General features: G+C 73.9%; 14 protein-coding genes. 8 read left to right on the top strand and 6 right to left on the bottom strand.

Going from position 1 to position 18,182, the window contains the following annotated elements; genetic code table 11:
* Nucleotides 1-180 precede the first annotated feature (180 nt).
* A complete protein-coding gene (locus GD748_RS04220) occupies nucleotides 181-1,470 on the bottom strand; it encodes an MFS transporter (RefSeq protein ID WP_152193903.1) in 1,290 nt (429 codons plus the stop codon).
* Nucleotides 1,471-1,688: 218 nt separating this feature from the next.
* On the opposite strand from GD748_RS04220, the gene GD748_RS04215 reads away from it, so the two are divergent.
* From GD748_RS04215 to GD748_RS04195, 5 genes are all read left to right on the top strand, one after another.
* The gene (locus GD748_RS04215; RefSeq protein ID WP_193312803.1) at nucleotides 1,689-2,015 is read left to right on the top strand and encodes a YtxH domain-containing protein; all 327 of its coding nucleotides are present in this window, start codon (nucleotides 1,689-1,691) and stop codon (nucleotides 2,013-2,015) included.
* Nucleotides 2,016-2,288: 273 nt separating this feature from the next.
* Nucleotides 2,289-2,906, top strand: a complete 618-nt coding sequence (locus GD748_RS04210) for a GNAT family N-acetyltransferase (RefSeq protein WP_152193902.1) — start codon at nucleotides 2,289-2,291, stop codon at nucleotides 2,904-2,906.
* 331 nt (nucleotides 2,907-3,237) lie between these two features.
* Complete coding sequence (locus tag GD748_RS04205; protein ID WP_152193901.1) at nucleotides 3,238-4,323, top strand: VIT1/CCC1 transporter family protein; 1,086 nt, start codon at nucleotides 3,238-3,240, stop codon at nucleotides 4,321-4,323.
* A 9-nt stretch (nucleotides 4,324-4,332) separates the two neighbouring features.
* Nucleotides 4,333-5,106 carry a trimeric intracellular cation channel family protein gene (locus GD748_RS04200; RefSeq protein ID WP_152193900.1) on the top strand — a complete coding sequence of 258 codons (774 nt, stop codon included), beginning with the start codon at nucleotides 4,333-4,335 and terminating at the stop codon, nucleotides 5,104-5,106.
* A gap of 370 nt (nucleotides 5,107-5,476) precedes the next feature.
* A complete protein-coding gene (locus tag GD748_RS04195; RefSeq protein WP_193312847.1) occupies nucleotides 5,477-6,712 on the top strand; it encodes an amidohydrolase in 1,236 nt (411 codons plus the stop codon).
* Between the two features lie 15 nt (nucleotides 6,713-6,727).
* Here GD748_RS04195 and GD748_RS04190 read toward each other — a convergent pair whose 3' ends face one another.
* Both GD748_RS04190 and GD748_RS04185 read right to left on the bottom strand, forming a co-directional pair.
* Nucleotides 6,728-7,513: an IclR family transcriptional regulator gene (locus tag GD748_RS04190; RefSeq protein ID WP_226920741.1), complete on the bottom strand. Its 786-nt coding sequence runs from the start codon at nucleotides 7,511-7,513 to the stop codon at nucleotides 6,728-6,730.
* Between the two features lie 52 nt (nucleotides 7,514-7,565).
* Nucleotides 7,566-8,624, bottom strand: coding sequence for a D-2-hydroxyacid dehydrogenase (locus GD748_RS04185; RefSeq protein ID WP_226920739.1), 1,059 nt, complete (start codon nucleotides 8,622-8,624; stop codon nucleotides 7,566-7,568).
* Between the two features lie 159 nt (nucleotides 8,625-8,783).
* On the opposite strand from GD748_RS04185, the gene GD748_RS04180 reads away from it, so the two are divergent.
* Nucleotides 8,784-9,695, top strand: a complete 912-nt coding sequence (locus GD748_RS04180) for an NAD(P)-dependent oxidoreductase (protein ID WP_152193899.1) — start codon at nucleotides 8,784-8,786, stop codon at nucleotides 9,693-9,695.
* A 139-nt stretch (nucleotides 9,696-9,834) separates the two neighbouring features.
* On the opposite strand, the gene GD748_RS20190 is transcribed toward GD748_RS04180, so the two are convergent.
* Together GD748_RS20190 and GD748_RS04170 are read right to left on the bottom strand one after the other, a co-directional pair.
* Nucleotides 9,835-12,669 (bottom strand): S8 family serine peptidase, encoded by a 2,835-nt coding sequence (locus GD748_RS20190; protein ID WP_152193898.1) that lies wholly within the window; start codon nucleotides 12,667-12,669, stop codon nucleotides 9,835-9,837.
* Nucleotides 12,670-12,881: 212 nt separating this feature from the next.
* Nucleotides 12,882-14,765 carry a glycoside hydrolase family 15 protein gene (locus tag GD748_RS04170; RefSeq protein WP_152193897.1) on the bottom strand — a complete coding sequence of 628 codons (1,884 nt, stop codon included), beginning with the start codon at nucleotides 14,763-14,765 and terminating at the stop codon, nucleotides 12,882-12,884.
* A 249-nt stretch (nucleotides 14,766-15,014) separates the two neighbouring features.
* Between GD748_RS04170 and GD748_RS04165 the strand changes: the two genes are divergently transcribed.
* On the top strand, nucleotides 15,015-15,884 hold the full coding sequence (locus tag GD748_RS04165) for a hypothetical protein (protein WP_152193896.1): 870 nt from the start codon (nucleotides 15,015-15,017) through the stop codon (nucleotides 15,882-15,884).
* Here the strand turns inward: GD748_RS04165 and GD748_RS04160 are convergent.
* On the bottom strand, nucleotides 15,859-16,323 hold the full coding sequence (locus GD748_RS04160) for an SRPBCC family protein (protein ID WP_152193895.1): 465 nt from the start codon (nucleotides 16,321-16,323) through the stop codon (nucleotides 15,859-15,861). The two genes, GD748_RS04165 and GD748_RS04160, sit on opposite strands and share 26 nt — an antisense overlap.
* A 117-nt stretch (nucleotides 16,324-16,440) precedes the next feature.
* Between GD748_RS04160 and GD748_RS04155 the strand changes: the two genes are divergently transcribed.
* Nucleotides 16,441-18,165, top strand: a complete 1,725-nt coding sequence (locus GD748_RS04155) for an FAD-dependent oxidoreductase (RefSeq protein ID WP_152193894.1) — start codon at nucleotides 16,441-16,443, stop codon at nucleotides 18,163-18,165.
* Nucleotides 18,166-18,182 lie beyond the last annotated feature (17 nt).

Raw genomic sequence — 18,182 nt, 5'->3', positions numbered from 1 at the left:
CTCCCGGTCGCGCTCCCGACGGGGATTCTCCCCGGGCGCCGTCCCGACGGTAATCCTCCGGGTCGCCCTCCCGACGGCGATCCCTCCCGGTCGCCCTCTCGACGGTTGTCCCCCCTGTTTCGCTGATCGTCAGAACTCGGCGACGGGCTGGCCGGTCCGAGCGCATCGGCGGCGCCGCGGTCAGCTGCTCACCTCGGGGAGTGACCGTGCGGCGACGACCCCGGCCAGACCCAGCGCCGCCAGGAAGAGGAGCGCCACCTCGGTGCCGAGGAGCGCGAGCCCGCTCGAGACGGCCCCGGCCACCAGCAGCAGCACTCCCATGGCGGTGTTGGCGACCGCCACGTACTCCGTGCGCCGGTCACCCTCCGCCATGTCGACGACGTAGGTCTTTCGGGCCACCCGCACTCCGGTGTGCGTCAGCGCCAGCAGCAGGTAGCCGAGGGGGAAGATCCAGGCCGCACCTGCGCCGTCGCCGATCGTGTACAGCGCCAGCAGGGCGAGGACGACGACGGACGCGGTGGCAGCGCCCCAGATCATCACGCGGCGGCTCGAGCGGTCGGCGAGGCGGCCGAACAGGCGGCCGCCGACGAGGCTCGCGACGCCGGAGGCGATGACGAACGGGCCGAGGCCGGCGAGCCCGCCCCCGCCCCGCGCCGCGAGTGCCACGATGAACGGCGGGCTCAGCGCCGAGACGAGCAGCAGGGTGCGAACCACGACGAAGCGCCGGAACGTCACGTCCGAGCGCAGCAGCGCCCACGATCTCCCCAGCCAGCCGACGTCGTCGGGCCCGGGGTCGACCGGTTCGTCGGCCGGCTCACGGATGCCCGCGTAGACAGCCGTGGCCGCCACCCAGGCCAGCGCGGCGGCACCGAGCAGGACGGCCAGGGGTGTGACGTCGTCGCCTCCGAGCAGGCGGATGCCCAGGCCCGCGGTGATGGCGACGACGCCGGACAGCACCGTGGCGAGCCCCGTGATCTGGCCGCGCTGACCCTTCGGCACCGTGCGGCCCAGGACGTCCTTGCCGGCCAGGGAGGTCAGCGCCCGGGCGAGCGCGAAGACGGCGAGGGCCACCAGCACGACGGCGCCGGCGGCGGTCCCGCTCGCGGTCGCCGCCGCACCGGCCATCACCGCCGTCGCCGCGGCCTGCCCCGCCGCACCGGCCACCCAAGCCCACTTGCGCACCCGGCGGCCCTGCACCCATGGCAGGAGCGCCGCCTGGGGCAGCATCGACCCGGACTCCCGGACGGGAACCAGCAGCCCCACGAGGGCACCGGGTGCGCCGAGCGCGCTGAGGAGCCAGGGCAGGACCGTCTTGGCGTTGACGATCTCGTCGCCGATGCTCTGCAGCCCGTTCGCCGCCACCTGGCGCAGCCCGTTGCGGGGCAGGTCTCGGGCCGCCTCGGACGCCAGGTCGTCGGTGGCGTCGCCCTGGGGACGGACGAGGCGGGCGTAGAGCTCCTGCGCCCTCACCGGCTGGGCCGGGTCTGGGCGATGGTCGTCGGCACATCCCCGGTTGTACGCCGGGTGGTGCCGAACCGCCAGCGACGGTGCCGGGCAGCCAGCGACGGCGCCGGGCCGCCAACGGCGGTGCCGGGCCGTCAACGACGGTGCCGAGCGCGCGCACGACCGACAGATGCGCCCTAGGCTCGTGGACCAGCACCGCACCACTCACCGCACGGAGGTCATCCATGGGCAAGCTCTCGTTCGTACTCGGCGCCGGTCTCGGCTACGTGCTCGGCGCCCGCGCCGGCCGCGGCCAGTACGAGAAGATCAAGAAGGCGAGCTCGAAGGTCTGGGAGAACCCGCGCGTCCAGGCGAACGTCCAGAAGGTCGAGACCAAGGTGACCGACGTAGCCAAGGAGCGCGGCTCTGCGGTGACCGACAAGGTCGCCGCGACGGTCAAGGAGAAGCTGTCCGGCTCGGGCGGCGCGCACTCCAGCGACATCCCGGCCGGCAACACCGGCCGCGGCACGGACGGCCCGCTGGAGCCGACCCCGCCGCAGCCACAGGTCTGACCGGCACACCACGGGTTGCTCGCGGTCACCTGTCGGTCGCGAGCGCGTTAAGCACACCTGCAACGGCGCCGAGGGTTCGCTGCACCCACCGCGGCGGCGTCCCTCGGACGCCGACCGGCACACGGCCGTCGGCTCGCGGAGCGCCTGGAAGGTCCGTACGGATAATCCGTACGGAGTTTCCACGCGCCGCCTGCATCTGAGGGCCGCCGCAGCGCCTGTCGTTCGCCGCACCGCAGCATCGGCCGGCGCGCGACGCGAGCTACTGTGCGGATCGTGCCCGCGATTGCTCCGGACGGCCGAGTCCTCACCAACGATGTCGTCACACTGCGCCCGCTGGTGCTCGACGACGCCGCCGAACTGTTCGCCGTCCTCGACGACGAGCGCGTCTGGGCCTCGGGATACGGCGCGGGCCCGTCCGCGCGGCCGCGGGACCTGGCCGGTGCCCGGGCGTTCGTGGCGGGCAACATGCGCGCCGGCACGGGCGGTGTCGCCTACGCCGTCACGATGACCGGCACGGGTGAGCTCGTGGGGACCACGACCCTCGGCGACGTCGACCTCGTCAACGAGGGCGCCCATCTTGGTTGGACGGCCTACGCCCCGCGCGTGTGGGGCACGTCCGTGAACCCGGCTGCCAAGCTGGCGCTGCTCGGCCACGCCTTCGAGGACTGCGGCCTGGGGCGGGTCAAGCTCCAGACCGACGCCGTCAACGCGCGCTCCCAGGCCGCCATCGCCAAGCTCGGCGCGGTGCGTGAGGGCGTGGCCCGGCACCATCGCCGGCGCGCCGACGGAGCGTGGCGGGACTCGGTGATCTTCTCGATCCTCGCCGAGGAGTGGCCGGCCGTCCGAGCCGGGCTCCAGGCACGTCTCGGAACGCCCGAGGGTGGGATCTGACCGAAGGGTTCGTACCGACAGTCGGTACGAACCCTTCGGCGTGGACACGACCCGAGCTCCCGGCGTGGGCGCGACCCGACGCCCCAGGGGCTGACCGAAGGGTTCGTACCGATAGTCGGTACAGATCCTTCGGCGTGGACACGACCCGACCTCCCAGGTGCTTCGTGCTTCCCGCCAGCACCGTCCCGGGGTTGTCGACGGGGCGGCGACGGGTCACCCGGGACACCGAGTTTCTGGCGTCCTGGTGCCGTTTCTTCGGTGCGGCGAACAGTGGGTGATCCCACTCGCGAGGCACTGGGCCGCGGTCCGTGCGGCTGCCACGATGGCACGTATGTCCGCTTCCTCCGGCCCCGAGAGCCGCCCGAGTCCCGCCCAGGTGCGCCGCTGGCGCCAGTACCTGGCCGACGAGCGGGCCGAGGGCGCCGTCTACCGGCAGCTCGCCTCGCGCCGCACCGGCGAGGAGCGCGAGATCCTCCTCGGTCTGGCCGACGCCGAGTCCCGTCACGAGCAGCACTGGCGCACCCTGCTCGGGGACCAGGTGGGCAAGCCGCGACGCGGCGACCTGCGCACCCGCGTCCTCGGCCGGCTCGCCCGCACGTTCGGCGGCGTCTTCGTCCTCGCCCTCGCCCAGAACGCCGAGGCCCGCTCCGCCTACGCCCACGACGCCGATGCCACCGACGCGATGGCCGCCGACGAGCGCGTGCACGGCGAGGTGGTCCGCGCCCTGGCCACGCGGGGCCGTGCCCGCATGTCCGGCACCTTCCGTGCCGCCGTCTTCGGCGCCAACGACGGCCTCGTCTCCAACCTCGCGCTCGTCCTCGGCGTGGGGGCAACCGGTATCTCGGCGGGTGCCGTGCTCGTCACCGGCATCGCCGGCCTGCTGGCCGGCGCCCTGTCCATGGGGGCGGGGGAGTACGTCTCGGTGCGTTCCCAGCGCGAGCTGCTCGAGGCGTCGACGCCGGACGCGCGCGCCGACGAGATCATCCCGGACCTCGACGTCGGCGCCAACGAGCTCGCCCTCGTCTACCGCGCCCGGGGCATGGAGGCGGCCGAGGCCCAGGAGCACGCCGCCGGGGTCATCGCCCGCGTCACCGCCGGGCAGGGCGTGCCCGACCGTGAGGTGCAGAGCTTCGAGGAGATCGGCAACGGGTGGGCGGCCGCGATCTCCAGCTTCTGCTTCTTCGCCTCCGGTGCGCTCGTGCCGATCCTGCCCTACCTGTTCGGCATGTCCGGCCTCCCGGCCATCCTCCTGGCCGCCGGCCTGGTCGGCGTCGTGCTGCTCGGCACCGGCGCCGTCGTCGGCGTGCTCTCCGGGGCGCCGCCGCTGCGCCGGGCGCTGCGCCAGCTCGGTATCGGCATCGGCGCCGCGGCCGTCACCTACGTCCTCGGTCTCGCCTTCGGGACGACCGTGGTGTAGGCAGGCGCTGTGGCTGCAGCGGAGATCGAGTCGGTCCTGCCCGAGCTCTTCCGCGGCATCGACCTCGCCGGGGTGTTCCTCAACGGCGTCCTCGGCGGGATCATCGCCCGGCGGCGGCGGTTCGACGCCGTCGGCTTCGCGCTGCTGGCGATCGTCTCCGCCCTCGGCGGCGGCATGCTGCGCGACACCCTGCTGCAGGCCGGCACGCCGGTCGCCCTGACCGACCCGTACTACCTCGGCACCGCGCTCGCCGGAGCCGCCGTCGCGTTCGTGATCCGGCTCGACGGCACGTGGTGGAACCGCTTCTTCATCCTCGCCGACGGCATGGTGCTCGGCTGCTGGGCGGCCACCGGCGCGGCCAAGACGCTCTCGCTCGGGCTCGGGGTGCTGCCGGCGGTCCTGCTCGGGGTCACCACCGCCGTCGGCGGCGGCATGATCCGGGACGTCGCCGTCGGCCAGGTCCCGGCCGTCTTCGGCGGGAACACGCTGTACGCGACGAGCGCCATCTTCGCGTCCGGGGCGCTGATCGCCGTGGACGCCGCCGGCGAGCCCGAGCTGGGCATGCTCGCCGCCATCGTGGTGGGTGCCGGGCTGAGCGTGCTCGCCCGCTGGCGCAACTGGCGCCTGCCCGAGCACGGCGACTGGAGCCTGAGGCTGAGCCCGACCCAGCTGCGCGCCCTGACCAGGCATCGACGGGAACGGGGCGACGACGTGCACTCCCTGCGTCCGCGCCGCGGCGAGGGGCGACGACGGCGGCGCCGGATGCCCGGCGAGCCTCGCTGAGCACCAACCGTCCGACACGGCGTGAGTGGTCCTCCGCGGGACGACCTGCCGCGCGCAGGCGGGTGACGAGCACCGTGTCGCACCCGTGCAGCTGCAGCGCGGTGGCCCGCGCGTCGGTCGCCCGGCACGTCAGACGGCACGGTCTCTCCGCACGGCAGCTGGCGGCACACCACGTTCGTGGACTGCCGGCTCGACGGCGCCGACCTGGCCACTGCGACGAGTACCCCGGTGTGCGCATCCCGTGGCTGTGGAGGATGGTGAGCGACGAACGCCCGCAGCCGGCCACGCCGATGGTGCGGACCACGGATCGAGGGGAATCTCCGGGATGGACGGGTCGAGGAAGATGGACGGACGCTCCGCGGTCGAGGCCGTGCTCGCCGGCGAGCCCGAGATGCGCGCGTGGCAGGAAGACCTCTACCGGGATCTGCACGCCCACCCCGAGCTCGGGCACCAGGAGACCAGGACGGCAGGGGTGGCCGCCGAGGAGCTGAGGCGGCACGGCCTCACGGTGCACGAGGGCGTCGGCGGGACCGGCGTCGTCGGCGTCCTGAGCAACGGGCCCGGGCGGGTGGTGCTGATGCGTGCCGACATGGACGGGCTCCCCGTCAAGGAGGCGACCGGGCTGCCGTACGCGTCCGAGGCCACGACCACCGACGCCGCGGGCAAGGAGGTGCCGCTGATGCATGCGTGCGGCCACGACGTGCACGTGGCCAGCCTGCTAGGGGCGGTGCGGCTCCTCGCCGGGGCGCAGGAGGCGTGGTCGGGCACCTTCGTCGCGCTGCTCCAGCCCGCCGAGGAGCTCGCGAACGGCGCGAGCCGCATGGTCGACGCCGGGCTCGACACGCTCCTGCCCACGCCCGACGTCGCCTTCGCCCAGCACGTCCTCGCCTACCCGGCCGGGACCGTCGGGACGCACGAGGGGCCGTTCCTGTCGCTGGCGGAGAGCGTGCGGGTCACCGTCTTCGGCCGGGGCAGCCACGGCTCCATGCCGCACCTGGCGGTTGACCCGGCGGTCCTGGCGGCGATGATCGTGGTCCGGCTGCAGTCGGTGGTCTCCCGCGAGATCGCGCCGGGGGAGTTCGCGGTGCTGACGGTGGGGCGGATGGTGGTGGGCGCCAAGAGCAACATCATCGACGACCACGCGGTGCTCGAGCTGAACCTGCGCGCCTACAGCGAAGAGGTGCGCGACCAGATGCTCAGCGCCGTGGAGCGGATCGTGCGGGCCGAGTGCGCGGCGTCCGGGTCACCCCGCGAGCCCGAGCTCGAGAGCTACGACCGCTACCCGCTGACCTCCAACGACCCCGCCGTCACCGCCCGGGTGGGGAAGGCGTTCGCGTCCTACTTCGGCGACTCGGCCACGGACTTCGGGCGGCAGACCGCCAGCGAGGACTTCTCGACCGTCCCGGACGCGCTCGGCGTGCCCTACACCTACTGGGGCATCGGCGGCATCGACCCGGAGCTGTACCGGTCCGCGGCCGAGCGGGGCACCGTCACGCAGGACGTCCCGGGCAACCACTCGCCCGGGTTCGCGCCCGTCGTCCAGCCGACCCTGCGGACCGGCACCGCGGCCGTCGTCGTCGCCGCGCTGGCCTGGCTGGCGGGCTAGCACCGCACCGCCCCGTCAGTCCGCCGCACGCATCGGGTCGGCCAGCTCCTCGCGTGCCGACCGCAGCGCGTCGACGACCGTGTCGCGGTGCTCGGCGGTCATCGACGCCTTCATCATCGAGCACCCCAGCGCGACCGGTTCACCCCCCGCCGTGGCCGCGGGCAGCAGGACGGCAACGCCGTACACCCCAGGGTGCGTCTCGCCGTCGTCGACGGCGAAGCCCCGTTCGGCGGTGGCCGCGAGCTTGGCCAGCAGGTCCTCCACCGTCCGGACCGAGCTGTCGGTCCACACCGGGAGCGTCACCGGGTCGGCGAAGCGCTCGCGCACCTCGGCGGGGTCGAGCCGGCTGAGCAGCGCGGTGCCGACGGCGGTGATCGGCGCCGGGAAGCGGTCGCCGACCGTGGCGGACAGGCGCAGCGGCGCCCGGCCCTCGTGCCGCGCCAGGTACAGGACCTGCGTGCCGTCGAGCAGGGCGAGCTGCAGCAGCTCCCGGGAGAGGACCTGCGAGGCCTCGCACACCCGGTAGAACTCGCGGACGAGGTCGAAGCCGCGCAGGTACGCCCCGCCCAGGCGGGCCACCTGGCGGCCCAGCACGTACCCGGTCTCCCGGCGGGCGATCAGGCCCGCCTGCTCCAGGGCGACGCAGATGTTCGACGTCGAGGACTTCGCCAGGCCCAGCGCACGCGCGATCTCGGTCAGGCCGAGGCCGCCGTGCGCCTGCGCGAGCAGGTCCAGCAGCGCGGCCGCCCGGGTGACGGCGGGCGCGGGGCTCTTCTCGACCAGGTGCCCGATCTCGGTCACTGCGCCGCCTCTCGTGACGTCTCCCGGCGGACGCGCGCCGCCGCGGCGGGGATCAGTAGAACTCGACGGTGTCCACGACGTTGAGCAGCGGCCGGCCGTCGAGGAGGCGGCCCGCGTTCTCGACGAACAGCTCGGCGATGAGTCGGTCCTCGGCGTCGTTCAGCGCTGCCGTGTGCGGGGCGACGACGACGTTCGGCAGCTGCCAGAGCGGGCTGTCGGAGGGCAGCGGCTCGGTGTAGAAGACGTCCAGCGCGGCGAACCCGATGCGCCCGTCCTCGAGCGCGGACACCAGGGCCTGCTCGTCCACCACGGTGCCGCGGCCGACGCTGACGAAGATCGTCCCCGGCCGCACGGCGGCGAGGACGTCGGCGCTGATCATCTGGTGCGTGGCGTCCGTGCCCGGCAGGGTGGAGACGATGGCGTCGGCCTCCGCGGCGGCCGCGGCGAGGTCGTCGGGATGCACGACGGCGGACAGGCCGGGGACGTCGACGTCGCGGCGGGACGTGCCGACCACCTTGGCACCGAGCGCGCTGAGCTTCGCCACGGTGGCGCGACCGATGCTGCCCAGCCCGACCACGAGCACCGTCATCTCCGAGAGCTGGCGCATCGCCCACCGGGGGGCCCACTCCTTGCGCGCCTGGTGGGCCTGCAGCTTCGGCAGGTCCTTGGCGCCGGCGAGGACCCCGAACAGCGCGAACTCCGCCAGCGTCGCGGCGTGCGCGCCGGCCGAGGTGGAGAAGACGACCCGGTCGAGCTCCGCCGACGTGAGCCCGGCGGCCTTGACCTGCCCGCCGCCGCCGGCGGCCATCGTGTGCACCCAGCGCAGCCGCGGGTTGGCGCGAACGGTCCGGGTGAGGTCTGCCGGGTTGGTGTCCGGGATGCCGTAGAGGACGTCGGCGGAGTCCACGAGCTCCTCGAAACGTGCCTGCTGCTCCGGGGAACGGGTGAAGGCCGGGTCGCCGTCGTGGTCGCCGGGGAAGCGCATGGGAGGGAGGAGGTCCTGGTCCACGACGAGGTCGATGCGCGGCTCCGCGCGGGTGATGTACTCGCAGAGCTCGTCGGGCAGCGGGGTGGCGACGACCACGCGCAGGCGGTCGGGGCTCGTGCTCACGGGTGGGTCCTCCGGTGTCGCGGGGCGGTCTGCCCGGTGTCGTGGGGCGTCTGCCCGGTGTCGTGGGGCGGTCTGCGACCACGATAACCCACGATCAGTCCAGTGAACCCCGTTCGCTATGCTGGCCTCACAGACAGGGCGAGGGGCACGGAGGGCGGAATGGTGGAGGAGCGACGCGGCGACGTCGGGCTGGTCGGGCTCGGGGCGATGGGCCGGCCGATGGCGTCCCACCTGCTGCGGGCCGCGCGCGGGCGGGGGCGGGACCTGATCCTCCACAGCCGCCGCGAGATCAGCGCCGCGGACCTGGTCGGCGCCGGCGCCACCTGGGCCACGACGCCGCGCGAGCTGGCCGCACGCTGCGCCGTCGTGATCTCGATGGTCCAGGACCTGCCGCAGGTGGCCGACCTCCTCGAGGGCGACGACGGCCTGCTCGCCGGCCTCACCGGTCCCACCGTGCTGGTGATCTCCTCCACGAGCTCGCCCGACGGTGTGCGTGAGCTGGCCGAGGACCTCGCCGTGCGCACCGACGGGCTCCTCGCAGTCGTCGACGCGCCGGTCTCCGGCGGCGTCGAGGGCGCGGGCGAGGGCACGCTGTCGATCATGGTCGGCGGTGCGCCGGCCGACGTGGACCGCGTGATGCCGTGGCTGGGCGCCATGGGCACCGCCGTACACCTGGGTCCGATCGGCGCCGGCCAGGTCGCCAAGGCCTGCAACCAGCTGATCGTCGCCGCCACGACCGTGGCGCTGGGCGAGGCCACCGTCATCGCCGAGCGCGCCGGCCTCGACCTGGCCGGGCTGCTCGACCTGCTCGGCGGCGGCTACGCCGGCTCGCGGGTCCTCGACGTCAAGAAGTCCCGGCTCGTCTCCCACGACCACAGCCCGGCCGGCCCGGCGAAGTTCATGATCAAGGACCTCTCCTTCGCCGCCGCCGAGGCGGAGCGGACCGGCGTGGCGGTGGAGCAGCTCCCCGTCCTCCAGCACATCTTCGCGACCCTCACCGAGCGGGGGCTCGGCGACCAGGACGTCTCGGTCGTCCAGCAGTACGTCGCCGACCGGTCCGCCAGGTCCTGACCGCCGGCCGTGCTGGCTGCACCCGTGACCCGGCCGTGCTGGGTCAGCTGCGCACGTACCGCCGGCCGTGCCGGGGCAGCTCCGCCCGTACCGCCGGCCGTGCTGGGTCAGCTGCGCCCGTACCGCCGGCCGTGCTGGGTCAGCTGCGCCCGTGACCCGGTCCTTCGTCGGCCCGGTCGATCGTGAACGCCGGTGACGTCCACGTCTCGAGGTGGTCACGGTTGCGCGGGTCGCCGAGGGCCTTGAGGGCCGTGATCTCGACGACGTAGCTGCCGTCGCGCACCGTGCGGACCTTGTCGTGGCCACGGCGTTCCTGCGTCAGGGTGCCGTCCCAGGAGACGAAGTCGAGCATGGCGCTGCGCCCGAGCTCACCGGTGGTGAGGAACGTGTTGTACCTGTGCACGGCGCGGCCCTTGGACCCGTCCGCGCGGGCGTGGAAGACGCTGAGGCGCAGGTCGCTCACCGGGTACTCCAGGCGGTAGACGAAGTACGGGACGTCATCGCCCGCCATCGTGTAGGTCGCCCCCGGCCCCGCCAGGACGAGGGCGCCGTCGACCGCCCGGCCGAGGCTCGGCAGCGCTGTCCCGACATAGTCGGTGAACACCGGCACGTCCTGGTAGTCCCCGGCCAGCCCGGCGAACGGCACCACCAGCCGGTCGTCCTCGGCGGTGAGCGTGATCCAGCCGCCGTAGACGAGGCCGACCAGGCTCTCCGGCTCGGGCGCGGTGATCTCGACCTCTACGCGTGCCGTGCGACCGGCGCGCACGGTCACCGACCCGGGCGCCTCGACGGTGGCCTCGGCGCCGAAGAACTCCGGCACCAGGGTGGAGCCGGCCGTCGCGACGCCGTGCGAGGCGGAGATCTCGTACGTCACGTCGGCGTCGGAGTGGTTCGTGACGCGCAGCGTCGTCCGTCCGTCGCGCCCGTCCCGGTCCCGGTCGTCCCGGTCGCGCTCCCACCCGCGACCCCGGTCGTCGCGGTCCCGGCCGCGGTCGCGGTCGTTGTCCCGGTCGTCCCGGTCGCGCCGCCGCTCCTCCTCGCTCTCGCCGAGGGAGATCTTCCCCGGCGTCACGGTGGTCCGCGCGAGGATCGCGTCGTCGATGTCCAGCAGCCCGGCACCCTGGCGGTGGACCGGCTCCAGGAGACCGGCGTCCGGGATCCCGGACCAGGTCTGCGGGTCCGCCGAGTTCTGCAGCAGGTCCCGCACCTCGAGCGGCTCCAGGTCCGGACGCGCCTCGAGCAGGAGCGCGACGGCGCCGGCGACGTGCGGGGCGGCCATGGACGTGCCGGAGACGGACCGGTGCCCGCCCTCCTCGATCGGGTACGTCGAGTAGATCTGGCCCCCGGGTGCGCCCAGGTCGGGCTTGAGGGTCAGGTCCGCGGCCAGGCCGTAGGAGCTGAACCCCGAGACAAGCCCGCCGTTCGGGTTCACGGTCTGCACGGTCTCCGGGGTCCACGTCATCGTCGCCGAGCCGTCGGCCAGCGCGCCCTGGAGCACGAGCCCGTCCTCCAGGGAGACGGTGACCACCGGGATGGTGATCTCGACCGCGCCCTCGACGGTGGCGCTGATCGCACCGGGCACGTTGTTGTAGATGATCAGCGCCGCCGCGCCGGACTCCTGGGCGGCGACGGCCTTCTCGTGGAAGGAGCAGACGCCTCGGCTGACGAGCAGCGCGGAGCCCTCGGCACCCTCCGTCGGCGTGCACCCGAGCACCGGCGAGCCTTCCGGGATCGGCGACTCCTCCGGGTGCGGGCCGGCAGCCGTCACCGGCAGGGTGCCCTCGGTCGGCGCCAGCGGTGCGCCGGTGGCGTTCGCGTAGCCGATGCGCTCGCCGGAGTCGAGGACGAAGGCCGGCGCCGTGATCGTGGTGTTCTCGAACGACGCGACCGAGATCGTCTTGCTGCCCACCGCCGGGGCACCGCCGGAGAAGGTACCGGCCTCGCCCTCGTTGCCCTGGGAGACGACCACGACGACGCCGTCGTCGACCATCGCGTCCGCGGCGAGCGCCGTCGGGTAGGTGGGCCAGGTCATGAACGCGGCACCGAGGGACATGTTGACCACGTCCATGCCGTCGTCGGCGGCCATCTCCATCGCGGCCAGGATGACCTCGGTGTCGGAGGAGCCGTCGCACCCGAACACCCGGTACGCGCCGAGCGTGGCCTCGGGCGCCACGCCCACCACGCCGTTCTCGGCGGGGTTCCCGGCGGCGCCCACGATGCCGGCCACGTGCGTGCCGTGCCCGCCGCAGTCGTCCGGGAGCGGGTCGGGCTGCGGGGTCGCGGCCGGGCCGGTGGCGCCGGCGTCGTAGTCGTCGCCGACGAAGTCGTACCCGTAGCCGACCCTGGCGGTGGGGAACTCGCCGTCGTCGTCGGTCCCGCCGCCGCCGAGGTCGACGTGGTTGTAGTCGATGCCGGAGTCGATGACACCGACCTTGACGCCCGCGCCGGTGAAGCCCAGCTCGCTCTGGGCGACGTCCGCACCGGTCATCGCCAGCGCCGAGGACAGCTCGGGGGCGGCGACCGGCTCGTCCGGCATGGGCACGGCGAAGACGGGATGGACCTCGACGACGCCGGGCAGCTCGCGCAGCGTGTCGACGTCCTCGTCGGCGACCTCCACGGACAGCCCGTTCCAGGTGGTGGTGAACGACTCGCGCACCTCGAGCTCGACCCCGGCGTCCGCCGCCTCGGCCACCACGGCGTCCTGCGTCGTGGCTGCCGTCGCGACGCTGCCGCCCTGCGCGGCCGGGTCGCCCTCGACCTCGACGAACCACCGCCCCGAGATCGCCGGTCGTGGCTCGGTCTCGGTGGGTGCGGCGACCCCCAGGTCGGCGGCGCTGCCGAGGTGCTCGGGATCAGCTCCCGCGGCGGACGCGGGCAGGGCGGCCACCGCCCCGACGAGTGCGGCGGCACCGACGCAGGCGCCCAGGCGGGTGGTCAGGCGGCTGACGGGCAGGCGCCGGGACGTCGTGGTCATCTCGCTCCCTCGGTCGATGGCCGGGCACGCCTGCCGACGTGCCACGCTCGGGGCGCGATGCCTCCGCGTCCCGGTCGGTGCAGGGGGCGTCCGTCGCCCCCGGCAAGAGCGAAGGTAGCGCTGCGAGACGTCGCGGAGAAGCGGCAGCGTCGCGCAGGACCTGCCATGGCCGCTCCTGGCCAGGCATCGTGGCCCGCGTCGCCGTCCGGCGGTTACGTCTCGGCGGTGGCGCGCCGGGCGCCCATGATGGCGTCGGCGGCGCGGATGAGCCCGAGATGGCTGAAGGCCTGAGGAAAGTTGCCGACGAGGCGATCGGTTGCGGGGTCGTACTCCTCGCTGAGGAGGCCGAGGTCGTTTGCGTAGCCGACGAGCTGCTCCATGAGGTTCTTGGCGTCCTCCAGCCGGTCGCTGCAGGCGTACTGCTCGACGAGCCAGAAGTTGCAGATGAGGAACGGGTGCTCCGCCCCCTCCAGCCCGTCCATGGCGGCGGCGGTGCGGTAGCGGTGGAGCAGGCCGTGCTCGTCGCGAAGGTCGCCCTCGATGCGCTCGACGGTACCGAGCATCCGGGGGTCGTCGTAGGGGAGGTAGCCGGTGTGCGGAAGCTGCAGGAGGGAGGCGTCGACCTCGGTGCTGTCGTAGGTCTGGGTGAAGGAGCCCAGGTCGGTGCTGAACCCGTGGGTGTCGATCTCCTCGCGGAGCCTGTCGCGCAGCTCGCGCCAGCGCCCGACCGGTCCGTCCAGTCCGTGCCGCTCCACGGCGCGGATGCCCTGGTCGTAGGCCGCCCACATCATGGCCCGACCGTGGGTGAAGTAGTGCAGGTCGCCACGCATCTCCCAGATGCCGTGGTCCTTGCGGTCGAAGTTGGTCTCGCAGTAGTCCAGCAGGCTCTTCTGCAGGCCCCACGAGTACTCGTCCTCCGCGACTCCCGCGTCGCGGAGCTGGCCCAGGGCGATCATCACCTCGCCGACGACGTCGGCCTGGTACTGGTCCGCGGCGCCGTTGCCGACGCGTACGGGTCGGGAGGCCTCGTAGCCGGCGAGATGACCGAGCTCGAGCTCGGTGAGGTCTCGCTCGCCGGCGACGCCGTACATGATCCTGATGTCGTGGGCGTCACCCGCGACCGCGCGCAGCAACCAGTCGCGCCAGAGCTCGGCGCCGTTGGTGAGGCCGTGGGTGATCATGACCTCGATCGTCAGGGCGGCGTCGCGGAGCCAGACGTAGCGGTAGTCCCAGTTGCGGCCACCGCCGAAGTACTCCGGCAGGGAGGCGGTCGGGGCGGCCACGATGCCGCCGGTCTCGGTGTGGGTCAGGGCTCGCAGCACGAGCAGCGAGCGGAGCACCACCGGGTCGTGGTCGGTGTGGACGGTGAGATCGGAGGACCACTCGGTCCAGAAGTGCACGGCCTCGGCGAGCGCCTGGTCCGGGTCAGCCCGTGTCGGCTTCTCCTCGTAGGACGGGAACCAGGTGAGGTCCCAGTCGAGGCTCTCCCCGGCGTCGAGGGAAAAGGTGCCGGCGAGCCGCGGGGCGCGTGCTCCGGCCTCGTCCTGCCGGGCGGGCCGGTAGGCGCCCGGCTGGGCCGCCGCGCCGGTGGGGGAGTCGGTGCCGTCGGAGTCGGTGTGCGACCACTGGAGCAGCGGACCGGAGATCAGCACACCGTCCGGTCCGGCGAGGGACAGCAGTGCGGGCTCGTCGTGGTCGTCGATGATCCGGATCCAGGGCGTGGCGCGGGCGTAGTCGAACCGGAGCCGCAGGTCGTGCTCGATCTCCACCCTGCCCTCCAGGCACACGACCCGGCGCACGAGGTCAGCCCGCGAGGAGCCGGGTGGCAGGAAGTCGGTGAGCCGCACCTTCCCCGTCGGTGTCTGCCACGTGGTCTCCAGGACGAAGGTCTGAGGGAGGTAGCGGCGCTCGACGACCTCGCCGTCGACGGCGGCGAGCCGCCAGCGGCCGTCGTCGGGGTCACCGAGGATGGCGGAGAAGACCGCCGGGGAGTCGAACCGGGGCAGGCACAGCCAGTCGATGCTCCCCTCCCGGGAGACCAGCGGTCCGGTGTGCAGGTCGGACAGCAGGGCGTAGTCCTCCAGCGGGGTGCTCATCTGACCCTTATACGTCGTCGCCCCACGAGTCGCAGGTCGGCAGACGACGGCGCGCACGTCGGGGACGCCGGCATCCCGGGTGCCGTGCCGTCACAGACGAGGGAGTCCGCCTACAGGTCGGAGTGGGGACGCGAAGCGGGGATGGACAGCGGGCGTACGCTCGTGCGTGACGGCGGTGACGAGGCCGCCGCGGGGGATGACACGCCACCTCGGCGCACCACACGCAGACCGCCACGGCGGAGAACGCAGATGGACAGGTCCCGCAGGGGCAGCGGCGACCGGCTGCTGCCGGCCACACGAGCGCTGCTCGTCCTCTTCGCCGCGCTCACGCTGCTCGCCGTCGCCGTGCTGCTCGTGCGGGCCGAGGAGACCGCCACCACCTTCGCGTGGACGATCGAGCCGCCCGCCACCGCGGGGTTCATGGGCGCCGGCTACGCCTCCGGGACGGTGCTCGTGGTGCTGTCGCTGGCCGGCCGGAGCTGGACGCGCACCCGGGTCCCGCTCGTGACGATCCTGGCCTTCACGGCCCTGACGCTGGTGGCGACGGTCGTCCACCTCGACAAGTTCCATCTCCGGGCCGCCGACCCGCTGCCCCGCCTCGCCGCCTGGTTCTGGCTCGCCGTCTACGTCATCGTGCCGGTCGGCCTGGCCGTCGTGCTGATCCTCCAGCGACGCGTCTCACCGGTGCGCCGGTCCGCCCTGCGCGCCGCCGTGCCGATGTGGCTGAAGGCTCTGCTCCTGGTCGAGGGGGCGGTGCTGCTCGTCGTCGGCACCGCGATCTACCTGGCGCCGACGACGGCGGAGGTGCTCTGGCCCTGGACGCTGACGCCCCTGACAGCCCGCTCGGTCGGGGCGTGGCTGGTGGCGTACGGCGTGGCCGCCGGGATGCTCGTGCGCGCGGACGACCTCGCCCTCCTGCGCACGCCGGCCGTGGCGTACACCGTCTTCGGGACGCTGCAGCTGGTGGTCCTCGGCAGGTTCGCCCCCGACGTCAGCTGGGACGCGCCGTCGGCCCTGGTCGTCATGGGCATGGCGACGGCGGTGGCCGCGACCGGGATCGCCGCCTTCGTCACCGCCGATGCCCGGGTGCCGTTCACCCGCGGGGCGCTGAGGTCATGAGCGCGACGAGCCCGCGCTCGCCCGCGCGCATCGCCGCCGCGTGCGCCCACCGGAACACCGGGGCCGCGACCGGAGCGATCGCACGGATCCAGGAGCGGCGCACCGTCACGTCCCAGGTGATCTCCATACGCGTGCCGTCGGGCACGTCGTGGAGCACCCAGGTGCCGGTGCCCGTCAGCTGCCCGACCACCCGGGCGCGCGCCAGGCGCGGCGGCTCGACCTGGGTCGTCTCGATGCCGAAGGTGAGCCGGTACCCCACCGGGCTGCGCAGGGCCAGCACGGTCCGCAGCCCGGTGCCGTCTGGGCCGGCGGGCCGCACCACCTGCGCCGCGGACATCTGTGGCCACCACCGCGGCCAGTCGTCGACGTCCCACAGGAGCGGCCACACCTCGTCGGAGGGCGCCGGAAGGTGCCAGACCGAGACGAGCCGGTACCGCATGGGCCACCTCCCGCACCGCCACGGTCCCCGGGCGCCCGGCCGTGGACCCTGTACGTACCAGCGTGGGTCAGCCGGCCACCTCCCGCAAGCGTGGGACCGGCAGGAAGGACGGCCGACATGACCGGTACCGACAGCGCGTCGCGAGCGGGGGCGGACGGGGAGCCCCGGCCGCCGGCGATCGTCCTGCTGAGCCGCAACCCCGGCATGCGCCGGCTCGTCGACCGCGCGCTGCGGCGCCGCTACGCCGCCGACTACCAGGTGCTGACCTGCGAGACCGTCGCGGACGCGACGGAGGCGCTGGCCGCGCTCGCGCGCGACGGCGTGCCGCCGGCCGTGGTGCTGGCCGGCTTCGGCGAGGCGGAGGCCGACGGGCTGGAGGTCCTGACGGACCTCCCGGTGGCGCGGACCGCGCTGCGGGTCGCCGTCGTGCGCTGGGGCGACTGGGGCACCGCCCGGCCCATCTTCGACGCCATCGGGATGGGCCGGGTCGACCGGTGGGTCACCTGTCCCGAGCTCCCCACCGACGAGGAGTTCCACCTCGCCATGACCGAGTTCCTCCACGAGGCGGCGGCCCGGCGCGGCACCGCGTTCGAGGCGGTACGGCTGGTCGGCCAGCGCTGGGACCCGCGCGCCCAGCAGCTGCGCGACATCTTCGACCGCAACCGTGTCCCGACCGGCTTCTACGACGCCGACTCCGAGGCCGGGCGCGCGGTCCTCGACGGGGCCGGCCTGACGGACCCGGCGCTGCCGGTGGTCATCCTGCCCTTCCGGCCCGGGCACCCCGTCCTGCAGAACCCCACAGCGATCCAGATCGCCGACGCCTTCGGGCTCTTCGAGCCGGTGGCCGACGACGAGGAGTTCGACGTCGCGATCGTCGGTGCCGGCCCGGCCGGGCTCGGTGCGGCGGTGTACGCGGCGAGCGAGGGGCTGCGCACCATCGTGCTGGAGACCGAGGCGATGGGCGGGCAGGCCGGGACGTCGTCGCTGATCCGCAACTACCTGGGCTTCCCGGCGGGGATCTCGGGCAGCCGGCTGGCGGCCTCGGCCTACCAGCAGGCCTGGACCTTCGGAGCACGCTTCCACTTCAGCCGCGCCGCCACCGGGCTCAGCTCCGAGGGCGGTCGCCACGCCGTCCACCTCAGCGACGGGACGGCGGTGCGGACAGCTGCCGTCATCGTCGCCACGGGGGCCGCCTACCGGCGCCTCGGCGTGCCGGAGATCGACGCGCTCCAGGGCCGCGGCGTGTTCTACGGCGCCACCGTCTCCGAGGGCGCGGCGATGCACGACCAGGAGGTCTTCGTCGCCGGCGGCGCCAACTCCGCCGGGCAGGCCGCCGCGCACCTGGCCCGCTACGCCGCCCGGGTGACGCTGCTCGTGCGGCGCGCGACCCTGGCCGAGACCATGTCGGAGTACCTCATCCGCGCGATCGGCTCCGCGCCGAACATCGAGGTGCGCTACCGCACCGAGATCGTCGGTGCCACCGGCACCGAGTTCCTCGAGTCCCTCCGGCTGCGCGACCTCGACACCGGCACCGAGGAGACCGTCCACGGGGTGCTGTTCCTCCTCATCGGTGCCGAGCCGCACTCGCAGTGGCTGGGGGAGGCGGTCGCGAAGGACAGGCGCGGCTACGTCCTCACGGGCAACGACGTCGCCGGCGGCAGCGCACACGCCGACGCCCTGGGGCAGGGCCCGGCGATGCTCGAGACCTCGGTCCCCGGGGTCTTCGCCGTCGGCGACGTGCGCCGCGGGTCGGTCAAGCGCGTCGCCTCCGCGGTGGGGGAGGGTGCGCTCGCCGTCGGGCTCGTGCACAGCTACCTGCGCCGGGTGCGGGCGGCGCGGTGACGGCGACGGTGACGGCG

It is taken from the genome of Georgenia subflava (genome assembly GCF_009193155.1).
Taxonomy (GTDB): Bacteria; Actinomycetota; Actinomycetes; order Actinomycetales; family Actinomycetaceae; genus Georgenia; species Georgenia subflava.
This window is presented reverse-complemented; position numbering and strand designations above follow the sequence as displayed.

Bases quoted from the DNA above. Each gene is read 5' to 3' on its own strand.
- GD748_RS04160 (WP_152193895.1), bottom strand. From the start codon at position 16,323: ATGCGGTACCGGCTCGTCTCGGTCTGGCACCTTCCGGCGCCCTCCGAC.
- GD748_RS04205 (WP_152193901.1), top strand. From the start codon at position 3,238: ATGTCCGCTTCCTCCGGCCCCGAGAGCCGCCCGAGTCCCGCCCAGGTG.
- GD748_RS04180 (WP_152193899.1), top strand. From the start codon at position 8,784: ATGGTGGAGGAGCGACGCGGCGACGTCGGGCTGGTCGGGCTCGGGGCG.
- GD748_RS04170 (WP_152193897.1), bottom strand. From the start codon at position 14,765: ATGAGCACCCCGCTGGAGGACTACGCCCTGCTGTCCGACCTGCACACC.
- GD748_RS04155 (WP_152193894.1), top strand. From the start codon at position 16,441: ATGACCGGTACCGACAGCGCGTCGCGAGCGGGGGCGGACGGGGAGCCC.
- GD748_RS20190 (WP_152193898.1), bottom strand. From the start codon at position 12,669: ATGACCACGACGTCCCGGCGCCTGCCCGTCAGCCGCCTGACCACCCGC.
- GD748_RS04165 (WP_152193896.1), top strand. From the start codon at position 15,015: ATGGACAGGTCCCGCAGGGGCAGCGGCGACCGGCTGCTGCCGGCCACA.
- GD748_RS04215 (WP_193312803.1), top strand. From the start codon at position 1,689: ATGGGCAAGCTCTCGTTCGTACTCGGCGCCGGTCTCGGCTACGTGCTC.